The organism is Methanogenium cariaci JCM 10550 (assembly GCF_001315945.1).
GTDB classification, from domain to species: domain Archaea; phylum Halobacteriota; class Methanomicrobia; order Methanomicrobiales; family Methanomicrobiaceae; genus Methanogenium; species Methanogenium cariaci.
Genome location: NZ_BBBG01000021.1, coordinates 31,423 through 48,951, shown reverse-complemented (window position 1 = coordinate 48,951; position 17,529 = coordinate 31,423). Strand labels below are relative to the sequence as shown.

Annotated in this window: 18 protein-coding genes; 13 read left to right on the top strand and 5 right to left on the bottom strand. The window is 45.2% G+C overall.

The window, feature by feature from the left end; all coding sequences use genetic code 11:
* From JCM10550_RS23495 to JCM10550_RS25290, 3 genes are all read right to left on the bottom strand, one after another.
* Positions 1–457: hypothetical protein (locus tag JCM10550_RS23495; protein WP_245619254.1), on the bottom strand; the 457-nt coding region annotated here is incomplete at its 3' end.
* Between the two features lie 280 nt (positions 458–737).
* The gene (locus JCM10550_RS25295; protein WP_281175412.1) at positions 738–1,304 is read right to left on the bottom strand and encodes a beta-ribofuranosylaminobenzene 5'-phosphate synthase family protein; all 567 of its coding nucleotides are present in this window, start codon (positions 1,302–1,304) and stop codon (positions 738–740) included.
* Positions 1,305–1,324: 20 nt separating this feature from the next.
* A complete protein-coding gene (locus JCM10550_RS25290; RefSeq protein ID WP_281175411.1) occupies positions 1,325–2,293 on the bottom strand; it encodes a beta-ribofuranosylaminobenzene 5'-phosphate synthase family protein in 969 nt (322 codons plus the stop codon).
* Positions 2,294–2,484: 191 nt separating this feature from the next.
* Here JCM10550_RS25290 and JCM10550_RS13860 point away from each other — a divergent pair, with 191 nt between their 5' ends.
* The 3 genes from JCM10550_RS13860 (at position 2,485) to JCM10550_RS13850 (ending at position 4,290) form a co-directional block, all read left to right on the top strand.
* On the top strand, positions 2,485–3,153 hold the full coding sequence (locus tag JCM10550_RS13860) for a DJ-1/PfpI family protein (RefSeq protein WP_245619252.1): 669 nt from the start codon (positions 2,485–2,487) through the stop codon (positions 3,151–3,153).
* A gap of 539 nt (positions 3,154–3,692) precedes the next feature.
* On the top strand, positions 3,693–4,004 hold the full coding sequence (locus JCM10550_RS13855; protein ID WP_245619250.1) for a hypothetical protein: 312 nt from the start codon (positions 3,693–3,695) through the stop codon (positions 4,002–4,004).
* A 22-nt stretch (positions 4,005–4,026) separates the two neighbouring features.
* On the top strand, positions 4,027–4,290 hold the full coding sequence (locus JCM10550_RS13850) for a type II toxin-antitoxin system RelE/ParE family toxin (RefSeq protein WP_062399986.1): 264 nt from the start codon (positions 4,027–4,029) through the stop codon (positions 4,288–4,290).
* Positions 4,291–4,508: 218 nt separating this feature from the next.
* On the opposite strand, the gene JCM10550_RS13845 is transcribed toward JCM10550_RS13850, so the two are convergent.
* Both JCM10550_RS13845 and JCM10550_RS13840 read right to left on the bottom strand, forming a co-directional pair.
* A complete protein-coding gene (locus tag JCM10550_RS13845) occupies positions 4,509–5,090 on the bottom strand; it encodes a hypothetical protein (RefSeq protein WP_062399982.1) in 582 nt (193 codons plus the stop codon).
* Between the two features lie 154 nt (positions 5,091–5,244).
* Positions 5,245–5,658, bottom strand: a complete 414-nt coding sequence (locus JCM10550_RS13840) for a hypothetical protein (RefSeq protein ID WP_157200299.1) — start codon at positions 5,656–5,658, stop codon at positions 5,245–5,247.
* A gap of 826 nt (positions 5,659–6,484) precedes the next feature.
* On the opposite strand from JCM10550_RS13840, the gene brxF reads away from it, so the two are divergent.
* The 10 genes from brxF to JCM10550_RS19885 all read left to right on the top strand — a co-directional run bounded on the left by brxF (position 6,485) and on the right by JCM10550_RS19885 (position 17,497).
* On the top strand, positions 6,485–6,934 hold the full coding sequence (brxF, locus tag JCM10550_RS13835; RefSeq protein WP_218185229.1) for a BREX-3 system P-loop-containing protein BrxF: 450 nt from the start codon (positions 6,485–6,487) through the stop codon (positions 6,932–6,934).
* Positions 6,927–10,565 carry a DUF6079 family protein gene (locus JCM10550_RS13830; protein ID WP_062399977.1) on the top strand — a complete coding sequence of 1,213 codons (3,639 nt, stop codon included), beginning with the start codon at positions 6,927–6,929 and terminating at the stop codon, positions 10,563–10,565. Before brxF ends, JCM10550_RS13830 begins: the two co-directional genes overlap by 8 nt.
* 67 nt (positions 10,566–10,632) lie before the next feature.
* A complete protein-coding gene (locus tag JCM10550_RS20835; RefSeq protein ID WP_218185228.1) occupies positions 10,633–10,905 on the top strand; it encodes a hypothetical protein in 273 nt (90 codons plus the stop codon).
* Positions 10,902–11,594: a DNA methyltransferase gene (locus JCM10550_RS20830; RefSeq protein ID WP_218185227.1), complete on the top strand. Its 693-nt coding sequence runs from the start codon at positions 10,902–10,904 to the stop codon at positions 11,592–11,594. The genes JCM10550_RS20835 and JCM10550_RS20830 overlap by 4 nt, the downstream gene beginning before the upstream one ends.
* A 5-nt stretch (positions 11,595–11,599) precedes the next feature.
* On the top strand, positions 11,600–13,168 hold the full coding sequence (locus tag JCM10550_RS20825) for a DNA methyltransferase (protein WP_218185226.1): 1,569 nt from the start codon (positions 11,600–11,602) through the stop codon (positions 13,166–13,168).
* A complete protein-coding gene (locus JCM10550_RS13820) occupies positions 13,165–14,388 on the top strand; it encodes an ATP-dependent endonuclease (protein ID WP_218185225.1) in 1,224 nt (407 codons plus the stop codon). The genes JCM10550_RS20825 and JCM10550_RS13820 overlap by 4 nt, the downstream gene beginning before the upstream one ends.
* Positions 14,389–14,643: 255 nt before the next feature.
* Positions 14,644–14,898 carry a hypothetical protein gene (locus tag JCM10550_RS20820; protein WP_218185224.1) on the top strand — a complete coding sequence of 85 codons (255 nt, stop codon included), beginning with the start codon at positions 14,644–14,646 and terminating at the stop codon, positions 14,896–14,898.
* A gap of 91 nt (positions 14,899–14,989) precedes the next feature.
* A complete protein-coding gene (locus JCM10550_RS19895) occupies positions 14,990–15,883 on the top strand; it encodes a DEAD/DEAH box helicase (protein ID WP_062399975.1) in 894 nt (297 codons plus the stop codon).
* A gap of 463 nt (positions 15,884–16,346) precedes the next feature.
* Entirely contained in the window at positions 16,347–16,724 is a 378-nt protein-coding gene (locus tag JCM10550_RS19890; protein ID WP_172673923.1) for a helicase-related protein, read from the top strand.
* Complete coding sequence (locus tag JCM10550_RS19885) at positions 16,721–17,497, top strand: hypothetical protein (protein ID WP_062399972.1); 777 nt, start codon at positions 16,721–16,723, stop codon at positions 17,495–17,497. Before JCM10550_RS19890 ends, JCM10550_RS19885 begins: the two co-directional genes overlap by 4 nt.
* Positions 17,498–17,529: the final 32 nt, after the last annotated feature.

The following is a 17,529-nucleotide window of genomic DNA, read 5'->3' as shown; positions in this document are numbered from 1 at the left end:
CCAGGCGGCGGCGGACGATGTCGGCATCGGCGGTGGTGGCGTCGCTCCGGGAGAGGCGCTGTTTGACGCGGTTGGCCCGGCGGGAGAGCAGGGCGGGGGGGTTCACTTCGTTCAGGGTGACGTAGACACCGTGGACATCGGTGAAGCGGTTCATCGCCGCCGCCCGCTCTGCCATCTGATCAAAGTCGTTGAAGTAGCCGCTGTGCACGCCACCGTCGCCGAGGGCCCGGAGTTCGACGACGTCCCCGTCAAAAAAGAGGAGGGAGAGGGCATTGCGGATGGCGGTTTTTCTTTCGCCGACCGCAGCGGATACGGGTTCAGCCGCGAACGGTTCACTGGCGGTTCCGGACAGAGCGATGGTGGTACATGGTCTCCTGATGGGGCTGCCGTTTTTTGTTCCGGGTTCTGTTCCGGGTTCGGATTCTGTTTCGGTTTTTGTTTTTTCGATTTCGTTCATGGGATTCTTCTCCTGTGCAGAAACACAGAGTGTCCACTATCGATGTGGGGATAGCAGCGGGGCATACAGAAGAAGTCTGTGATGATATCACACGCATACACACACTTCTGCCAGTCGGTTGCCCGGTGGCGACTGACGTATGAAACTATTACTTAAGGTAATATTAATCTGTCCTATCAATGGATGGTTTTTGGAAAAAATCGTGGTGGGAGAGACATGCTCTGAAGAGTGCTGGTATCGGTATAAAAGAGGAGGAGGCGCCGCGAGTTAAAAACAAAATTCAGGGGGGGGAGGCCCGAATCTCTGCCCCCCCGTGGTTCCGGGCCTGAGTGAGGAGAACCGACCCTCCGGTCTCTGCCATCACCTGTTCTGCAGCTCTGAGAGAGTCCTGCATACCGGTGTCGCCGATGGCATAGACGGTCGGGCCAAAAGAGCTCAGCCCGACTCCTGCGGCATCGGTGGTCATGAGCGTGGCGATGAGGTCGTGGATGAGAGGGGACTGCAGGCGGTGTTCGACCTTTTTGAGACCGAAGCCCTGAATGGTGTTCACTGCCGTCCCGAAGAGGTCAAGGTCTTTTTCGATAATTCCGGGGAGCATCTGCATCAGAATGGTGTGACAGATTGCCTGCACATCGCCAACGGGCACCGGGCAATACTGCCGGAAGATGTCAACTTCGGCCTCCCCGTTTGCACCTTCAGGAATGGCCGGGGGGGTCGCGAGAAGAATCTGCCAGTCCTCGGGGGGGAACGGGTGCCGGAAGAGGACCGGTGCGGGTTTCACCCCGTCTGATGCGGAAGACGGTCTGAAGTCAGACTTCTCCTGACGGGCCAAAACGGTGTCCGCCATCAAGAATAAAGCCGCCGGACTCAAAGGCCGCAGTCCCGATACCTGATGTTCCCCCCTCTCCCGGCAATCGCCGCGATCTCTCTGACGGGGGGGAGGGGGGGACGGTAGAGTTCGCAGACGGCACGGGCGGTGGCAAGGCTGATCTGGGTGCCGCTCCCGAGGCCGATGTGTCCGGGATACGTGCGGTGCAGTGTGATTTCGGCACCAGCCTGCACTCCCAGTGCGGCGAGGGTATTTTCCACGGTCTTTTTTATACGGTCCGTGTTTTCGCTGTCGCCTCTGACCCGTATTTCATCGCTTCGTTTCGCCTCGAGGACGACGGCCGGGTCTTCGAGCGAGAGGCCGATGCCGCCATCGACTCTCCCGGAGCTCCCGTTCATGTCGATGAGGCCCATGTGAATCCGTGCCGGTGCCTCCACAATCACCCTGGCCTCTTCGGTGAAGTTGGAGTACGGGAAGGTCTCTCTGATGCTGATCAGGGGTTCTTTGCCGGTGATGATACGGTAGCGGCGGGAGAGCAGAGGCTCATGGCGAAAGACCCCGAGGATATCGCTGATGCCGGTGCCGGCCCGGCACACCTTCACGTCGTCAAGTTCACGCCGGGCCTCGATCTGGTGCATCCGCATTATTCGCCCGATAGGGATGTCGGCTTGCATCAGGTCGTCTTTGAAGGAAGGTTCAAGACGGGAGAGAGGGGGGGTATCTGATGTGGCATAGAGGAGAACCCTTCCGTCTGCACCCTCGTTTAACGTAACAATGCGATGGTTGACCGGCTCTCCCGCAGGTATCCCGAGGGACATTGCCGCGTGGCTGTCGGCGGGCACGACCTCCTGGGAGAGGGTATGCACCGTCACCTCGCAGTCCAGGGCATTTTCCAGAAGGGTGGTCACCGAACCATCGGTGCCGAGGAGGATCTTATGCATCGGCGAAAGCGTGCCGACTTCTGTTTCCAGCTTCCGGAGTTTATCAGCGATATTGAATGATTTCATAGGTCTTCAGGGTAAGAGCTTCAGGAGGTGTTCTGTCTTCAGACAGTTAATGGTATGGCCAATCGGGAATCAGATATCCGGTAAGGTTTCCGGCATTATGCTTTGAACCGTCCCGGCTGTCGTTTCCGCACGTTTCCATTCATTTTTTAATGGGAACGCTCACGTATTACCTACCGCAAAAGGGTGATAAAATGGACAAAAATGTATACCTCTATGTATGCCCGAATCTTGCTGACTGTGAGGCAGCTCTGGCGATAGCGATGATATCAGATCTCAATACCGACATCCCCCCCAAAAAAAGAAGTTACCATATCATCACCTTCGGGCTTACCAAAGAGCCGGTCACAACTACCGGGGGCATTACCATTCTTCCGGATGCTGATGTTGATTCTGTCAAACTCAGCGATGCGGCGATGGTCATTCTTCCCGGTTCATCGCAATACGAACACGATGATCCCACGCGGCTGGTCCCGCTCATCCGGGACTGCATCCACCATACTATTCCGGTGGCAGCAATATGCGGTGCCACGCTCTTTCTTGCCAACCACGGGTTTCTCGATACGGTGCGGCACACGAGCTGCGGCGCGGGGGGGTGGCTGAAACAGCGTGCCCCGGATTATCACGCGAGCACCGGTATGTGCCTGCGCCGAGTGTATGTGACGGGGGGGCATCATCACGGCAAACCCGCTGGGTTTTGTCGATTTTGCCTACCATATCATACAGACGCTGGAGGTGTTCCCGCCGGAGTTTCTGGAGATCTGGTATGCGGCGGTGAAAAACGAGTATCTGGATGCGGATCAGTTTTAGAGGGGGGGAGAGGTTGGTCCGAGAGGGATGAGGCGGGATTCTACATCGGTTGAAGGGCAGTAGATAACGTGAGGGACGGCCATCCCTCTTATGCTCCATGACAAAGCTGAACACGTCTTCGGTGTGCTGTCTGCTTGTCTCTTTTCCCCCCCGTTGCAACCAAATCACGTGCTAATCACGTGCTAATTATCCTTAAACCGACATTCTGCCGGAAAAAACGCATCCACACAGACGGCCGGAGCGGGGGGGCGATCACCTTCAGAGACACCCCATACATCCTCTCAGAATTGTTTCGAATGGCGACCCCCCCGTATTAGTCCGGAATTCACCGTTTGTTCGGGGAATAACCGGCAGAGTGTCCGGATATTTCCGGCATAGGAGAGGGGGGGTCATAAATGAGGCAAAAATACGTTCATTTCACGCCCCGATTCACTAAAGAGAGGAATGGTATGACCTTGCAATGGGGGGGATTATTCTTGTAATGCCACGGTTATCCTTGCAATGGAGATCATGTGAACTCCGCCCATTCCTGCGCCTGCCCTGGGCAAAGGCACGAGTGTTCGTTTGGAACCGGTTCGGGTCGGGCAGACGGATGGGCCCGGCAGAAAAACTGAGGGATGGATGTTCCATAAAATTAAATAATTTTAATGAAGATTACCTAATCAGGGGAACCAGTATGGGTGTCAAAAGCTTCAGCATAACAGATAGTGTCTATGAGAAATACTCCGCAGAATGCAAACGTCTTGGTCTTAATATGAGCAAACAGATTGAGAATTTCATGAAGTTCCAGCTCGAAGAAGAATTTGCCGTGAGAGAGGAGTATATTGAAAAGCTGGCAAAAATCCGAAAAGAACGGTTCACACCGGTGGCGGATTTCGAGAAACACTTTAAAGAAAGTGTTTGAGATTATTCCGGGAGGGGGTTGTGTGTATCGTCTGTATATTTCTGAAACACTTGAGGCAAAACTCAGTAAACTCAGGAAGACGGATAAGAATACCTTCACCATCATTTCAAAGAAAGTGCACGAGATTCAGATCAATCCTTACCACTTCAAGCCGCTCCGCCATGATTTGAAGGGAATGCGGAGAGTTCACATAAACAAATCATTCGTTCTGATCTACGAAATCATAGAATCCGAGAAGGCCGTCCGGCTCCTGGATTTCAGTCATCACGATACTGTTTACCGGTAGAGTTTATAACTCATTTTCATTCCGTCATCCGTTTGACAGCATGGTAATCCAGATGAAAAAGATAAGCGATTGGTATTAACTCAGGGCATTCTCCGGGTGAAAAAGAGAGGGAGTTTTTGCAGCCCCGCTGCAATACGCGTTGTGCAAAACCGGATGGGAATCGAAAGACTGGATCCTTTCAGAACCTCTATCGACCATCCCTGCACGCTACGAAGCATTCAGAAATAAATCGAATTTCCGAAGATAGCAAATCCGCCGTCTGCCGTCTGAATGATTGATGTAACGTATCGATCATTCCCGATATTAAACGATTGATCCCATGTGACCTCGCCGTCATTGTCAAGCCTGACGACCTGGAGGGGGGGAGTGCCGCGATGGCCGGACTCATGCAGTTGGTTATATTTTGGGTTAGAATACCCGGCATATGCATATCCGCCGTCTTCAGTCGCGACGATGAACGGGGAGGCCTGCACGGGCCTTTCCGCGATCAGTTCGCCTTTTGCAGAGAGGGAGACTTCGGTTGTCTCTGTTACAAAACTATATTCCGGGCCTCTGGTAATAACTTGTTCGGTAGCATAGATGATGTCATATGTGCCTGCGGGGGAGAGACGGACGGTATAGAGACGGGTAAGGAATTCGCTCGGAAACGTCCTGTTCCATACGCGGTCTCCTTCGGCATCAAGCATGGTGACCCACGCACCTTCACTGCAGGTTCCTCCGGTGACAAAGCCTCCCGTGGGTGCTGCGATTATCGTTCTGGCGTTCTTGTCCGGAGCAAATGCGGTCTCCCAGAGGATCATTCCATTCTCGTCAAGTCTGACGGAATGATTGCCCCCCCACTACCGCATATCCGCCGTCCGGTGCCCTGACCAGCACCAACCGCTCCCCCCCCGTTCGCTTTCGTCACCGATTGATGTGTTCCAGAGGGCGTTTCCCCCCCTACATCCATCCGTGTTAAAACTCCCGAATGTCCGGCGACGACATAACCGCCACCCGGAGCCTCGACAAGTGATTCACCCCCCCATTCCTGATTTGTATCAGTGGTGATATCTGATACAGCGTCACCCCCCCTGCATCAAAGGTAAAAATGCGGGGGATTAAACCCTCTGTGCCTGCGACTGCGTAGCCACCATCACGCGTCTGGATAATCGCTGCACCGGTTATTTTTGGGTCGCCATCAATGATCGTGGTCCACTGCCTGTTCCCGTCTGCATCGACTTTGAGGATCCAGAAGCCAGCGGTTATATCTCTTTTGCCGTACTGTCCGTTATTGACACATCCGGCGGTGAATAGTATGGTTAGTATGAAAAGAACGATGATGATCACGGTGGCCGTATTCCGTATTCTTTGGTGATCCTGGTTCAGCATACTCTAAATTTTTGTTCTTTTGGTATAGATTAGTACGTTCGCCGAATATTCAGTGATCTGATGAACAATAAGGGATGAAAGGGATATTTTTCGCCGGGCTGCCGGGAGACAAAACCCATACATCTTCTCAGAATTTTTACGAATGACGACCTCGTATTAATCAATAATTCTCTGTTTTTTGGGGGGGGATATATTTCATCACAAACACAAGGGAGGTGAGACAGTCAATGGGAAAAGGTGGTGGCGGTGGTGGTGGTGATGGCCGCAGTTCAAATGATGACCGGTCAGATTCAATGAATCCAAACAACTCTGCATACGATGATGCGAGGGATAATCGTTCAGATCAACTGAACCTAACAATGAACGATTCCAGGGGGGGAAGAGGAAGATGATGAGGACTGAAGTTCTCATTCTTTTTTAAGGGGGGGAGATTCCGGGTTCAAAATTTGGATTATTTAAATAACAGCTCTGTTGAATCCTTCAAATATAACAACAGATTAAACCGCTTTCGTAAGTTTATGGAAATTTATTTTGATCTTGATCTCCCTGACCTGACACCAATTTCACTTTGATAATAAATGTAGGCAACAGGGTTTCAACAGAGCCAGATTTTCAAATCTTGTTAATCCAAATTTAATGTATATGTTTGGGGAATCCCCCCCCAACTTGAGAATGAAATAATTTTAGGCAAAATTTGTAAAATTATATGTCTTATCTGTATGTGGAATTTTTTAAAGCAGACTAACTTATTGTTGATACTGGCACATATTAATAATAGCTTTCGTTTATTCAGGATTCAAACAATATTGGAGATATAATCATGCTGTTGGACAAACTACTGGGTGAGAATCAGAATAACCACTATAAAATGCTCGTAATTATCGATAACAATAATCAATATGAGCGAATTACTTCCAGACTCGACGGCGATGGTTGGAGTTGCTATGATGTTACGAAGAATGTGATATCCTTAATAGAGGATATTCCGGAAAATAAAAGAAAAGTTCGGGTTGGTTCCAAGATCAAGACATGGTTCAGTCAGCTTCCTGACAAGGTCATTCTCTATAATACCAATATTCTCTATTCGCCTGAGTTAGGCAAACTCAATCCCATCGGGGCCTTCAAATACAGATCAAGAACAAAGGAGATCATTGTTTTTGTTGAAGGCCACATTTCCGGAGACAGAATCCAATATTCTGAATACGGACGACCTGACTTTGTTGAAATGGATGTCAGTGAACTGATTCATGCAAAACTGGAGGATATAGATGACTAAAATTTGTGACCTGGTTAATTTTGAAAAAATAAAAGACGTCATTGATATCGATGCACTGGGTGATGAAGAAAGTAAGAAAGGGCTGGTTGAAAAGTATCTTATTTCTTCAGCAATAGAGGACCATCTGGTTGATTTATGCAATGATTTTGCATCCGAAACCCATAAAGCTGCACAGATAATTGGTGGATATGGTTCAGGTAAATCACATCTTCTTGGATTAATAATCTCAATATTATCAGATACCAATCTTGTGCAATATATTCAGAATGAAAACGTCCGTAATGCATCCAAAAAAATTGGCCGTGATTTCATCGTTGTTCACTGGGAACTTCAGCCAAATGATGTTGAACTTTCTGAATATTTTTATGACGCAATCGAACAGCAACTATCAGAAAATTATGGAATTGAGTACCGGTTCAAAATTGATGGTGTTGTTGACCATAAAAAGAACATTCTTGATTTACTGTATGAAATCAAGAAAAGTCAGCCTACACGTGGATTGGTAGTTGTTGTAGATGAAATCTCTGATTTCCTGAAACAAAAGACCAAAGAGAAAATTACCCGGGATATTCAGTTTCTCCGTGTCCTTGGACAGGCAGCTCAGGAATGTGATTTTACCTTCATCGGTGCGATGCAGGAGCATATTTTCACCAATCCCAAATACGTAGATGAGGCAGAGAGTTTTGGAAGGGTTTCAGAACGGTTCCAGATAATTACGATAAAACGTGAAGACATAAAGAGGGTTATTGCCAAAAGGGTTGTTGGCAAAAGTCCAGAGCAGAGACTGGAGCTTGAAAGCCTCTTCTCTGAGTATGAGAAGTATTATCCCACAATCAGAAATAATCTGGACGATTATATCAACCTCTACCCTGTTCATCCATATGTAATCCAGATATTTTCGGAACTTCCCTATTTTGAGAAACGTGGAGCCATCCAGTTCACCATGCAGGAAGTTGAATCGATTCTGGGAGAAGATTTCCCTTCCCTTATCACCTATGACCGAATCTTCGATGAGATTAATTCAAAACATACGGTGAAACATCTGGATAGTGTATCACCGGTTGTAGATGCGGTCCAGACGCTTGATAGTAAAATTGATCTGCTGGATGCCCGACACCAGAATACAGCAAGAAAACTGGTAAAAGCGCTTGCAATTTTGAAATTGTACGGAAAGAGTACAAATAATGGTGCAACCGTTCAGGAACTTTCAAACACGCTTCTGCTCCTTCCACAAAATCAAATCATGGAGGCGACCGACGAGGTTGAACTGGTATTGACCAATCTCCGGAAGGTCACGGATGGGCAGTTTATCAGCAGAAGTAAGGATGGGTATTATTTCCTGGATCTGGAATCAAAAGTTGATTATGAACAGGTCATCGAGAGAAAGACAGATAATCTGTCTGAAGATGCTCCCGATCACGAAATTCTGGAAATTGTAAAGGATCAGTTATTGCTGGAGACAAATGGGACTTCGTCTTCTTTTGCCGATACCTGCCGCTGGAATTCACGGCGTTCCTTCAGGGAGGGGGGGCAGTTCATTTATGAGAATGGGAAGGGTGATATTGTTCATAAGAGCGGTGATTATCAGATTGTGTTTGCCTCACCGTTCTGTGCCAATAAGCGGTACCGTCCCGCTCAGGACTGTGTAGTAATTGAAGGGACACTTTCAGCAGAAACACAGAAGGTGCTCAGGAGACTTGCTGCAGCACGGGCACTTATTAATGATAATTATCAGCGAAGTATCATCCAGAAATACCAGGTCAAACTCAGGAAGCAGTTTACTGAGATGCTGGTGAGTGATTATCTTCAGTTTGGGACCATTGACGATGGTTCTGGGAAAAAGAAGATCACCTCACTGATTTCACGGGAATTTTCTAATTTTGAGGAGTTATTCTCAGAGATTAAACCTGATCTGTTTGATGATTATTTTGATGAGAAATATCCGGACCATCCGCGATTTGGTCAGCAGATTACCCGTGACAATATTAAAGGTGAATTTTCGAGGATTTTCGCAAACCTTACCGTACGCAGCGGAACACAAACTGCACTTGTTTCGAATACAGCCTCACTCCTGAATGCGATGAATCTGGTCGATGAAAGAGGGAACCTTTCAACCGGGAATTCTGACGTGGCTCAATCGATCATCAAAGAGGCAAAGAATAACGCCGGGCAAAATGTTGCGGTCCAGGGATTTGTTGATACCTATGCGGAGAGTCCATATGGATTTGATCCGGTAATGACCCGCTTCGTTTTGGCAGTTCTTACCTTTAATGGTGAAATTGCCCTGAAGGCACGCGGTGGAAAGACTATAACATCATCGGATGTGGAGGGTGTATTCAAATCCGGGTTTGATGCCTTTGAAAATATTCCATACCTGACCCTTGAAAGTGAGTTTGACATTCAGCCCGTGATCAGCCTCTTTACGGTTCTTGGAATCTCAGGAGATCCTTCCCGGAAACTGCGGAGTTCTTCAAAACGCTCTGAAGCAATCCAGGCATTCAGGACGAGATATCTTGAAATTATTGATATGGTCACATCTGTGAATCGGAAAATTGAGTCACTTTCTCTGGCTCCGTGGAATCCGTTGGATGTTGAATCCCTCAGAGAGAAACATGAACTGCTGAATGAGATTCCCATTGGTATATTCGACAAAGTTCGCACACCCAATGATCTCAAGAAAATTGTCTTTGATAAAGAAAAGATTGACAAGATTGCAGATGCAGTTTCCCTCTTACACAAACTGAATGCATTCTATGAGATATATACCTCGGATATTGAACGTGAGGCTGGTTATGTCGTTGAAGTGAGAAGGATTCTTAAAGAGTATCCTGACATATTCATCGCTGACACGCTTCTGGAGGGAATTGAGGATGCATTTGCTCTGATGAAGAATCTGGACCTTGTGATTGAACCCGACGGGTACAATCAGTTGCGGGGGGGAAAACTGCAACAGATTATGCGGAAGTACCGGGCAATTTACTACCAGGCCCATGAGATGTATGTGGGCGGAAAAGTGGACTGGTCCTGCCTCTCGGATGTGTCTTCTGGCGAAACCTATCAGAAACTCAGGATGCTGAAAAGTGTTGATATTCTCAATCGTGTCCGGTTTAATAAGATTGAGGATGAACTGTCGTCGCTGAGCCGGCTTCGCTGTACGGGCCTGAATGCTGACATTCTGGAGAAAAAGGTACAGTGTCCAAACTGTTCTTTCCCGAACGGACTGAAGGTCTGGGACATTGGCACGAGAATCGGAGCGATTGAGTCAGAGGTCACATCTATTTACACCGACTGGGAGGAGACAATTCTTGCAGAGGTTGGAAATTACCGGGATAATATCCAGTTCCTCTCTCCCAAAGGACAGTCTGCGGTTAATGAACTGATACAGAACGGCAGGCTCCCGGACCAGATCACAGGGACGCTTGTTATTGCCCTGAATAATCTCTTTAAAGAGCTTGAGATGGTTGAAATAACACCGGAGCAGTTTGTTGAATCGGTGTTTGGGTCAACAACGGTGATGGACTATAGCACGTTTAAGGACCGTCTTGATGCCTGGAAGCAGGCACTGGTTGCAGGAAAGGATCTTGACAAGACCCGGATCACGCTGGCACAGCAGAGAGACGACGAAAGCTGAGATGCTTAGCTCAAATTTGCACATGAATTGGAATATCGAAAACGAGTATGGTGAGGAGTGAAAAACAATGGCAGGCTATGGTAAATATGCAGGAAAATCAGAAGACGAACGGCGCAAGATGTTTGAAGAGGAATGTGCAAAACATCCTCTTGCAGACCAGCTGGAAGAACTGAAAAAGATTGAGGGATTTCCCATCGGAAAGGACGAAGACATCATCGCCCTCTCTGACACTCCATACTACACTGCCTGCCCCCCAATCCCTATATCAATGAGTTCATCGAGGCCTTCGGGACATCCTATGATCCCGAGACCGATGACTATGAGCGGACACCGTTTGTGAGTGATGTGAGTGAGGGGGGGAAGAATGAACCGATTTATATGGCCCATTCATATCATACCAAAGTTCCATACAAGGCGATAATGCCGTTTATTGAGCATTATACTGAAGAAGGAGATATTGTTTTTGATGGGTTTTGTGGTACCGGGATGACTGGTGTTGCGGCTCAGTTTTTAAATCGTAAAGCGGTCCTATCTGACTTGTCACCAGCAGCAACATACATTGCTTTCAATTATAATATGCCTGTAAATATCCGTGAATTAGAAACAGAAGGAAAACAAATTGTTACTGAATGTGAGAGAGAATGTGGTTGGATGTATGAAACCCTTCATACAGATGGTAAAACAAAGGGAAGAATCAACTATACTGTCTGGTCTGACGTACTTATTTGTCCCTATTGCAACCAGGAACATATTTTTTGGGATGCAGCCGTTGATAAGAAAGAAGGCAAGGTAAATGATGTATATTCCTGTCCATACTGTAGTGCAAATCTTACGAAGCGTGAATGCAAGCGTTCTTTTGTAGATTTTTTAGATGCTAACATCAACCAACAAATGACACAGGCATTACAGGTGCCGGTTTTAATTAATTATCGTGTTGGAAAGAAAAAATACGAAAAGATTCCTGATGAAAATGATCTAAATTTGATAAAAAAATCGAGAAGAATGAAATACCATATCATATTCCAATAAATCGGATGCCCAATGGCGATGAATCGAGAAGAAATGATAAATATGGCATAACCCACGTTCACCACTTCTATACTAAGCGAAATTTGTGGGTACTTGCCGCCCTTAAGGATAAAATTGATAAATCAAAAATGCATGGGCAATTGGGATTAGTTTTCCAATCTGTTTGCGCAACACTTTGCACAAAACTTGCACGATATAATATGGGACACCGAGGTAATGGACCGGTTTCTGGAACACTTTATGTTGCATCATTAATCGCTGAAACAGATGTATTAAAAGTTTTTTCTGGGAAAAGTAATGATTTCCTTAGGGCATTTAAATCATTAAATGGAGGCAATTGTATCTCGTGTTCTTCTATTACAAATGTTAGGAATATTGATAATAATTCTGTTGATTATATTTTCACAGATCCTCCTTTTGGGGGGGGCAATCTAATGTATTCTGAGTTAAATTTCCTCTGGGAATCTTGGCTAAAAATTTTTACAAATACCAAACAAGAGGCAATAATAAATAAAACTCAAATTAAAGACCTCAGTGATTACAAAAAATTAATGCTTGATAGCTTTAAAGAAATGTATCGTGTATTGAAGCCAAATCGCTGGATAACTGTAGAATTTCATAACTCTAAGGCATCGGTATGGAATGCAATCCAGGATGCACTTACAAAAGCCGGTTTCATCATTGCACAGGTAACGGTTCTTGATAAAAAACAGGGCAGTTTCAAACAGGTTACATCTGCCGGTGCCGTGAAAAACGATCTCGTTATTAATGCCTACAAACCCCCCCGGCAAAAATTCGAAGATCGCTTCCTTAAGAAAGCCGGTGTCGGTCTTGAGAAAGATTTTGTTGCTGAACACCTATCTCACCTGCCCATAGAACCAAATATCGAGCGGACCGAGCAGATGCTCTTCTCAAAGATGCTTGCCCACTATATCCAAAATGGCTTTGAAATTCGTCTCAATGCGCCTCAGTTCTACAATATGCTCAAGGACCATTTCAAACTCATCGATGGGTATTGGTTCCTTGATGATGAGGTTTCTGCATATGATGAGTGGAAAAAGGAGCATGGTCTTCAGGCAATCGAAGAGATTGCAAAGGGCCAGCAGACGCTCTTTGTGAGTGATGAGAAATCAATGCTTATCTGGCTCTACAATTACCTATCTGAACCAAAATCGTATAGCGAAATCTATACGGCGTCAATGCAGGTAATTTCAACGGTGGAAGACCAGCTTCCGGAACTAAAGAATCTGCTCGAGACAAATTTCATCTCTGAAAACGGGAAATACCGCCGACCAGAGAGTGAGGATGAGCGGAGTTCTGTTGAAATTGGCCGTGAGAAAGAACTCCTGAAGGCGTTTGAACGGGTCCTTGAAGAAGCCCAGACCGGGAAAAAGAAGATCAAAGAAGTGCGTAAGGAAGCAGTTGCACTTGGGTTTACCAAGGCTTACCAGGAAAAACGGTATCAGGACATTCTGACGGTTGCAAAGCGGCTTGACAAGAAAATCCTTGAGAACAACAGTGAGATCAATGACTTTGTCGAAATTGCTGAACTGAAGGTTGGCGAAGGGATATGAGGATAAAAAATATCCATATTCACAACTTTCGTTCGGTAAAAGATACCACCTTTCATCTTGATGACTATTCTGTTCTAATTGGTGCAAATAATCAGGGAAAATCCAATATCATTCGGGCATTGAGAGTTTTTTATGAATGTGACAAATTGAAATACAGAAAACCTGACGATTTTCCAAAATTTGATACTGATGACAGAGATAGCTGGATTGAATTAGAGTTCCAATTGACAGATGACGAAAATGAGACTCTCAAGGATGAATATCACCTTCCGGATAATACCCTGAAAGTAAGAAAATATTTGCAATCATCTGCCGGATTGGTGAAAGGCAACCAAAGCAATATCTATGGATACACTCCAGAGGGAATCTCTGACACACTTTTTTACGGTGCAAAAAATATATCTCAGGCAAAATTGGGAACAGTTTTGTATATCCCGGATGTGATGACAACAGAAGAGGCGTTCAAACTAAAAGGGCCATCTCCCTTTCGGGACGTGCTCAATTTTGTTGTGGGAAAAGTTGTAAAAAAGAGTGCATCATATTCAGCATTACAAAGCTCATTTCAAAAATTTGATGACCAATTTCCACATGACAAATCTGCTGACGGCCATTCTGTAAAAGGGATTCAGGAATCATTGAATGAGAATATCCGTGAATGGGATGTGGAATTCAATCTCCATATTAATCCTATCGACACTGATGAAATAATAAAGAGTCTCGTTACGCATTCTCTCACAGACAGCGATCTTGGAAAGGATGTTGACATAAAGCATTTTGGGCAGGGCCTTCAAAGGCATCTGATTTATACGATTCTAAAAATGTCAACCGAATATGTTGACGAAGACGAGCCAAAAAAGAAGGAATTCAATCCTGATTTTACTCTCATCTTATTCGAAGAACCGGAAGCGTTCCTCCATCCCAGTCAGCAGGAGATCCTGAATAACAGTCTTCATACCTTATCAGAAATCGAAGGAAATCAAGTTCTCGCTACGACCCATTCACCCACTTTTGTGAGTAAAAATATTGAATTATTATCATCTCTGATCAGAGTTAAACGGAAAGAAGGAGGTATATCAAATATTTATCAGATATCAGATGCTGAAATGGATAAACTGGTGTTGAATAATGATGGTTTGTACAAACATTTAGAAGTCACATATAATGATCCACAAACACCTCCGGAAGATAAAACAGCATTAGGGGGGAATGCTTCATTCTGATACTGAATTAATCAGACTTCAGAAAGAATCGATTCGGTATTTATTGTGGCTTGATACCGAGAGATGTTGTTCTTTTTTTCGGACTGTGTGTTAATCTGTGAAGGGCCTACAGAAAAACGGTTTATCGATTACATGATTCGAACAGGATGGAATCAGGAATTTGGTTCAAAAAAAGTGTATGTCCTCGAAAGCGGAGGGAAATATCACATACACAAATTTATGAATCTTTTCAATTGTTTGGGGATTCGACATTCTGTGCTTTTTGACCTGGATAGCGACAAACCGCACCAGAAGTACATAAATGATTATATAAACCATACAAAAAATGAGCAGACATACAAAATTGACTCATTTAATGGAGATATTGAATCCTTTTTAGGTGTTCATAAACCCCCCCGCGGCACAAGAAATGACCTAAAACCGCTGAATCTCATGTGGCAGTATCATGATGGGCAAATTGACGAAGCAAAGATTACTCAATTGAAGAATAAAATAATTGCATTAATATAATTGAGGAGTTGGTTTTATTTTTATTGGTGATGTCGTAACCAGCACAACCTATCCGGAAAAAGGAACCGGAACTGTCATCAGCATCAACGAAGTGTTTGGTGAAACCTATGCCGATGTCTTCTTTGAGAAGTCAATGGAAAAACTCACCCTTCCTGTCTCAGATCTGATGGTCCGGGACACGCCCGATGCGGCCTTTTCTGCCGGCAGGTTTGTGTCAGCGGACCAGTTCCTCCTTCGGTTGTTACATGATCAGATTACCGCAGCATCCACACAGGGACTCATCCAGTCTGCTGCCAATTTCAAGATCATTCCACTTCCCCCCCACCAGATTCTGGCAGTAAATTTTGTCCTTGACCAGTTCAAACCGCGGGCACTCATTGCCGATGAAGTGGGTCTGGGAAAAACCATTGAAGCAGCACTGATATTTGAAGAACTAAAAGCCAGAAATATTGCTAAACGGGCACTTATTGTAGCTCCGTCCAGTCTCTGTCTGCAGTGGCAGGACGAGATGAAATCAAAGTTTGGAGAAGACTTTGCCATATATGACCGTGATACTATCAAAACGCTTCAACAATTACATGGCCAGGAAACAAACATCTGGAAACTCACGGATACCATCATCACATCAATAGACTACCTCAAACCCAGGAATATGAATGAGGAACTCGGTGAAAGAACGAATGAAAACCGTATGCGGCATAATACCAGTGTCTATGAGGCAGCAGTACATGTGGGATTTGATGTTGTCATCATCGATGAAGCTCACAAGCTAACAAAGGATGAATCCGGGAATGAAACCGCACGTTACCGGCTTGGAAAAGCATTGGCAGAAGCGACCCCCTTTATGCTCCTTCTCTCTGCAACACCGCACCAGGGTGATACAGCAAAATTCAGAAATCTTCTTACCCTGATAGATCCCTACCAGTTTTACAAGGAATGCGATATTACCCCCGGACAATGTCCGGAGTGTCACGGTCCGGAATAACAAACGGGCAGTTGTTGATTTCAAAGGAAACCGCATATTTAAACACCGTCTCACATCACTCAAAATAATTAACTGGGATGAAAAAGACGACAAAATCGAAACTGAACTGTATGAATCCATCACGGATTATGTCTCGCATTTTTACGATCTTGCGGTCAGAGAACAGAACAGAACAATGATGTTTCTCTTGTTGATCTACCAGAGGATGGCAAGCAGCAGTTCACGTTCAATATACACTGCACTTTCCAAAAGGCTCAACATTCTGGAGGATACACATACCGAATCCTGTGAAACTCTTCAAACGAATATAGAATTCATAGACGATATTGAAGAGCATAATCCCGAACATCAGCTTGCAGAATTGTCTCAGTCTGCTGTATGCAAAACTGTTTTCAGAGAGAATAGTGCCATTGAACTGGAAATCTCTATGCTCAGGAACTGTGTGTCTTTAGCGAAGAGAGCAATGACCGGCAGAAATGATGCCAAGTTCCGGAAACTGCTTGATATTCTGGATGAGTTCAAAATCCGTGAGAATGAGCCAACTCTCAAGTTCATCATCTTTACCGAATTTGTTGAAACACAGAATTATCTCAATGAAAATCTGCAGAATCTGGGATATACAACCGCTTTGATTAACGGTGGTTTGTCGCTGGAAGAGAAGACAAAAGAGAAACTGAATTTCCAGAATTCAGCACAGATTCTGATATCAACCGATGCAGGAGGAGAAGGTATCAACCTGCAGTTCTGCCGGATAATGATTAATTATGACCTTCCCTGGAATCCAATGCGGCTGGAACAGAGAATTGCAGAATTGATCGTATTGGGCAGGATCATGATGTGAAAATTGTTAATTTCCTGATTGGAGAGACTGTTGAACAACGAGTCCGGGAAGTAATTGAGACAAAACTTGAAAAAGTGAAAAGTGAATTCAACGACGGGGGGGAAGACAAGCTTGCAGACATATTAAGCACGCTAGAGGATGAATTCAGTTTTGAAAAGATTTACATTGATGCCGTACGGAAACGGAAATTTGAGGCACAGGACCTTGATGCAATAGCAGAAGAGATCTACAATCGTGCTAAAGAAATTATCGCCAGCGGTGATTTGACACTGCCATACTCAAACCTCGATGAAAGCCTGGGGATTTCTGAACATGACCTCTGTCAACAGGGACACTGGGTAAGGCGTTTGATTGAGTCTTATCTCACCATCCAGAATAAAGAACTCACCGAGTACAAAAAGAAAAACCAGGTCTACTATTTTGAGGATCCCAAATCACGAAAAAAGATTTCAAATGTTATTTTCGATCAGAATCTGTCTCTCGAAAATGAAGAGTATGAATTATTCAGTTTTGCACACCCGTATATTAAGGGAATAATTTCAGAACTCGATTCTTCTCTTGACGATTCAAAAGCCTCAAAACTTGTTATTGATGAAAGCAAATTTTCAGCCAGAAGGGCTATCTTTTCAATTATACTCTTACCATTACCAACAACCTGGATCCGGAAAAGCGGTATATTATTCCCATTTTTATGGATACTAAAGGGAAGTTCAACAGTCGCATCTCACATTATTTTTCAGATGCTTCACACATTCAGGCACATACTCTTGTAAGCAATGTAATCCCTCTGAATCTGCAGTCATTT

Bases quoted from the DNA above. Each gene is read 5' to 3' on its own strand.
- JCM10550_RS13840 (WP_157200299.1), bottom strand. From the start codon at position 5,658: ATGCTGAACCAGGATCACCAAAGAATACGGAATACGGCCACCGTGATC.
- JCM10550_RS13855 (WP_245619250.1), top strand. From the start codon at position 3,693: ATGGGCCCGGCAGAAAAACTGAGGGATGGATGTTCCATAAAATTAAAT.
- JCM10550_RS25295 (WP_281175412.1), bottom strand. From the start codon at position 1,304: ATGGCGGACACCGTTTTGGCCCGTCAGGAGAAGTCTGACTTCAGACCG.
- JCM10550_RS13845 (WP_062399982.1), bottom strand. From the start codon at position 5,090: ATGATCCTCTGGGAGACCGCATTTGCTCCGGACAAGAACGCCAGAACG.
- JCM10550_RS13830 (WP_062399977.1), top strand. From the start codon at position 6,927: ATGACTAAAATTTGTGACCTGGTTAATTTTGAAAAAATAAAAGACGTC.
- JCM10550_RS19890 (WP_172673923.1), top strand. From the start codon at position 16,347: ATGACCGGCAGAAATGATGCCAAGTTCCGGAAACTGCTTGATATTCTG.
- JCM10550_RS13820 (WP_218185225.1), top strand. From the start codon at position 13,165: ATGAGGATAAAAAATATCCATATTCACAACTTTCGTTCGGTAAAAGAT.
- JCM10550_RS20825 (WP_218185226.1), top strand. From the start codon at position 11,600: ATGCCCAATGGCGATGAATCGAGAAGAAATGATAAATATGGCATAACC.
- JCM10550_RS25290 (WP_281175411.1), bottom strand. From the start codon at position 2,293: ATGAAATCATTCAATATCGCTGATAAACTCCGGAAGCTGGAAACAGAA.
- JCM10550_RS20835 (WP_218185228.1), top strand. From the start codon at position 10,633: ATGGCAGGCTATGGTAAATATGCAGGAAAATCAGAAGACGAACGGCGC.
- JCM10550_RS13860 (WP_245619252.1), top strand. From the start codon at position 2,485: ATGGACAAAAATGTATACCTCTATGTATGCCCGAATCTTGCTGACTGT.